The organism is Streptomyces sp. CNP082 (assembly GCF_059570535.1).
Genome location: NZ_JCANSZ010000127.1, coordinates 1 through 4423 on the forward strand (window position 1 = coordinate 1; position 4423 = coordinate 4423).

At 71.8% G+C, this 4423-nt stretch carries 3 protein-coding genes and 1 pseudogene; all 4 read left to right on the forward strand.

Going from position 1 to position 4423, the window contains the following annotated elements; all coding sequences use genetic code 11:
- Positions 1-399: phosphatase PAP2 family protein (locus tag B124_RS36850; RefSeq protein WP_496507380.1), on the forward strand; the 399-nt coding region annotated here is incomplete at its 5' end.
- A 158-nt stretch (positions 400-557) separates the two neighbouring features.
- A complete protein-coding gene (locus tag B124_RS36855) occupies positions 558-2126 on the forward strand; it encodes a DUF6851 domain-containing protein (protein WP_496507381.1) in 1569 nt (522 codons plus the stop codon).
- Between the two features lie 207 nt (positions 2127-2333).
- Positions 2334-3716 (forward strand): MFS transporter, encoded by a 1383-nt coding sequence (locus B124_RS36860; RefSeq protein ID WP_496507382.1) that lies wholly within the window; start codon positions 2334-2336, stop codon positions 3714-3716.
- A 426-nt stretch (positions 3717-4142) separates the two neighbouring features.
- A pseudogene (locus B124_RS36865) lies at positions 4143-4423 on the forward strand (MFS transporter); the annotation flags it as partial.

The following is a 4423-nucleotide window of genomic DNA, read 5'->3' on the forward strand; positions in this document are numbered from 1 at the left end:
GGCGGGCCGGGCATGGGCACGGTCGACGACATCCGCGCCGATGAGTGGGCCGGCTACCTGCCGGTGGGCGACCACCCGGAATACCCCTCGGGCTCGACGACCCTGTGCTCGGCCACCTCGCAGGCCGCCCGGCGCTACTTCGGCTCCGACGAGCTGGACTGGACGATCGACTACCCGGCGGGCTCGACGGTCGTCGAACCGGGCATCACCCCCGGCAGGGACCTGTCGATCACCTTTCCCACGTGGACCGACTTCACCCGCACCTGCGCCGACAGCCGGGTGTGGGGCGGTGTCCACTTCCAGAAGACCGTCGACCGGACGATCGTGTTCGGCGAGCAGTTCGGCGACCTGGCCCACGAGTTCGTGCAGCGGCAGGTCAGGGGGGACGTCGAGGACTGACCCCGGGTGAGCGCGGCGGCGGGCCCGCCGGCCCGCCGCCGCGCGCACGGCGCAGCCACCGGTATCCCGCTCCCCGTAAAGAGGGCTCCTTCCCGGGTCCGTCTGCCAGCGGCGGCCCCCTTTTCTGCCAGTTTCTGCCACGAACAAGGAAGACGATCATGACGACGTCCGGACACACTTCCCTCTCCGCTTCCCCGGTGGGCCGCAGGTCGCTGCTTGTCGGCGGTGCCTCGGCCATGGCGCTGTCCCAACTGGCCTTCGCCCGCACGGCCGGTGCCGCCAGCGAGGAGCCGCCTGAGCTTCCCGACCTGGACAAGGACAACTACATCAAGTGGGCCCAGCCCGGCGACGACCAGGCCGGTCAGTCGCCCAGCCTGCGGTTCATCGGGCCGATGGACGCGACCGTCTTCCTGTGGACGAACCGGGCGGCGATGCTGGCGGCGTTCGACGCGGTGGCCCCGTACCACGAGACCGCCCTGGGCATCCACTCCCGGATCCCGCGCCGTCCCTCCAGCGAATCGGCCACCAACCGGAACATGAACATCGCCGCGATCTACGCCCAGCACGGCATCTGGAAGCGCCTGCTGCCGCAGAACGTAGGAGCCCTGCGGCAGTTGATGACCGCGCTCGGCCTGAACCCCGACGATGAGTCGGAGAACCTGACCAGCCCGGTCGGCATCGGCAACGTGGCCGCCAACGCGGTGTGGAAGTTCGTGGAAAGCGACGGCATGAACCTCCTCGGCGACGAGGGCGGCCGCACGTACAACCGGGTGCCGTGGCGGGACTACACCGGCTTCGAGCCGGTGAACACCCCCTACCGGGTGACCAACCCCTCGCGCTGGCAGCCGCTGCTCGGCGCCCACAACGGCCGCCGTCTCGGCGGCGGCCCGGGCGACCTGGGCATCTTCGTCGGCCAGGCATTCGTGACCCCGCAGGCCGGCCGGACCGTGCCGCACATCTTCACCGACCCCGCCCAGTTCCCGATCGACCCGCCCCGGCACACCGACCACACCAACGCCCGCGCCTACAAGCGCTCCGTGGACGAGGTCCTGCAGGCGTCGGCCGATCTCAACGACGAGCGCAAGGTGCTCGCCGAGATCATGGACAACAAGCTGTGGGGCATCGGCTACTCGTCCATCACCATCGCCCGCAAGCGCGACGAGGACAACCACATGGGCGTGCACGGCTGGACGCACTGGGTGCTCGCAAGCATCCTGTCGACCTTCGACACGCTGATCGCCGACTGGCACCACAAGGCCAGGTACCAGGCTGTACGGCCGGTCACCGCCGTACGGCACGTGTACGGCAGGAGCAAGGTCACCGCCTGGGGCGGGCCCGGCATCGGCACGGTCGACGACATGCCCGCCAACGAGTGGACCAGCTACCTGCCGACCGGCGACCACCCGGAGTACCCGTCGGCCAGCACGACGCTGTGCTCCGCCGGGTCGCAGACCGCGCGGCGCTTCTTCGGCGACGACGTGCTGGACTGGTCGTTCACCTTCCCGGCCGGCTCTTCACTGGCGGAGCCGGGGATCACCCCCGCCAGGGACGTCGAGGTGCACTTCCCCACCTGGACCGACTTCGACAAGGCGTGTGCGATGAGCCGGGTCAACGGCGGCGTCCACTTCACCAAGACGGCCGAGGCATCCATTGCCTACGGCGAGCAGTTCGGCGACCTGACCTACGAGTTCATCCGGCGGCAGGTCAGGGGCGACGTCAAGGACTGACCCCCGGGCCGCGGCAGAACAACGGGGGATCTCCCGGCACTTCGCGCGCGAGCGCCGGGAGACCCCCCTTTGCGCCTTTGCGCCTGAGGGACAGCGCCACCCCGCCGGCCGCGGCGGCGGCACCTGCCGCTGCCGCAGCACCCGCGCGGCTTTGCACCGATGAAATCCGATGAAATCCGAGGAAATCCGAGGAAAGGGGCCCGGCCCATGAGCACGGACGCCTCGGCACGGCCCAGTCCGCAGGAGTTCATCGACGCCCGGCCCATGGGCCGCCGCCAGCGGCTCATCGTGAGGGTCGCTCTGCTCACGATGATCGCCGAAGGGCTGGACACCGCGGTTGCCGGCTTCGTCTACCCCAGGATCAAGGAGGACTGGTCAGTCAGCGGCGAGACGGTGACGGTGACCGTGACGCTGGGCGTCCTGGCGATGATCACCGGCGGTGTGGCCGCCGGCCCGCTCGCCGACCGCTACGGCCGCAAGGGCGTCACCCTCGCGGGCACCGCCTGCTTCGGCCTGGGCACGGCCGCCATGGGATTCACCGACAGCATCGTCCCCTTCACCGCCTTGCGCACCGCGGCCTGCCTGGGACTGGGCGCGGTGCTGCCGAGCATGATGGTGCTCGTCGCGGACTGGATGCCCGCCAGGCGCCGGGTCCAGATGGTCGCGCTGGCCTTCGCCGGCGTGACGGCCGGCACCACCGTCGGCGGGATCCTCGCCTCCGTCCTGGTGCCCGCGTTCAACTGGCCCGTGCTGCTGGCGGTGTGCGGGATCCTCCCGCTGCTGCTGATCCCGGCGATCGTCCGCGTCATCCCCGAATCCCTCAGCGTGCTCGCCGCCCGCAACCGCCCCCACGGACAACTGCGCGGCGTCCTTGCCCGCGTCCTTGCGGATGAGGACCTGTCCGGGGTGGACTTCGGCCACAGCACCCGGCGCACCCGGCCCCGGCCCGCCCCGCGGGCCGTGCTGTCCGGGGGTTTCGCCCGCACGAGCCTGCTGCTGTGGCTCTGCTTCTTCCTCGGCCAGGGCATCGCGTTCGTGATCCTCACCTACCTGCCCGAACTGGCCGAGAACGAGGGCCTGACGGACGCAAAGGCCGCGGTGTCCGTCGCCGCCTTCGGCTGGGGCGGCCTGACAGGACAGCTCTCGGTGTCCTTCGTCCTCAAACGGTTCGACCGGTTCCGGGTGCTGGCCCTGCTGTGGGTGATGACCGTGGCGGCTCTGGGGGCCGCCGCCCTGGCCGCCGGCCGGTTCGCCGCCCTGCTCGTCACCGTCTTCCTCCTCGGCCTGTGCCTGCCGGCGGCCACCGCCGTACTCCAGGCCATCGCCGCCGTCGCCTATCCGCCCGCCGTCCGCGCCACCGCCGTGAGCTGGGCGAACAGCGCCGGCAAAGCAGGCCCGCTGGCCGGCGGCGTGACCGGCGGCCTCATGGTCGACGCGGGCTGGTCCCTGACCGGCGTCCTGCTCATCCTCACCCTGCCGGTCGCCCTGGCCCTGCTGGCCACGCTGGGCCTGTACGCCCGCAGCCGCACCCGGCACACACCGCACACCCCCCGCCCGGGCCTGCGGACCCGGGTCCTCAAGCGGCCGTGAGGCAGCCGGCCCGGCCGGTGAAGTCCCGCGGCCCGTACGGGATCTGACGGCCCGTACGGGCCGCGGGCACCGGGGACGCCGCCCCTCCCCGCCCGAGGAGACCCCACAAGTGATAGCTGCTACCATTTACCTATGGCTGTCAAAATTTGCCAGCCGGGGCCGGCCGGCCTGACGACCGGCGTCCCGGCGGCACGGGAAGCCGGGAGCAGCGAGGGCGGCGGCACCGCATGAGCATGCCCGGCCGGCGGCGCCTTCGCGGCCCGCCGCGGCCGGCTGCCGCATCCGCCCCCTGCAGGCGGCCGCCGGCACCGGCGCGGCCGGGCCGTACCGCCGCCGCCTGACGCCCAAACCGCACCCCTGCCTCCCGTCGCCCCGGCGGCCGGTCCTGCCCAGCGCCGATTCCGCATGCCCTGGTGAGAGGAATCCATGAGTACGAACCCCGAAAAGGCGGCCCCCGCTGACGGGAGCGGCGCCGGCGCGCCGGACGCGCGCCGTCTGCGGCTGATCCTGATCACCGTCTCGATGGCGCTGATGGCCGTCCTGGCGTCGGTGTCCGGGCTGAACGTCGCCCAGACGCACATGGCTGTCGACTTCGGCACCTCGCAGGACACGGTCCTGTGGATCATCAACATCTACACCCTCGCGCTGTCCGCGCTGCTGCTGCCGCTGGGCGCGATCGGCGACCGCCTGGGCCGCAAGCCCACGCT

What these genes read in the sequence shown, in the direction of transcription:
- B124_RS36860 (WP_496507382.1), top strand. Translation starts at nt 2,334, where the DNA reads ATGAGCACGGACGCCTCGGCACGGCCCAGTCCGCAGGAGTTCATCGAC.
- B124_RS36855 (WP_496507381.1), top strand. Translation starts at nt 558, where the DNA reads ATGACGACGTCCGGACACACTTCCCTCTCCGCTTCCCCGGTGGGCCGC.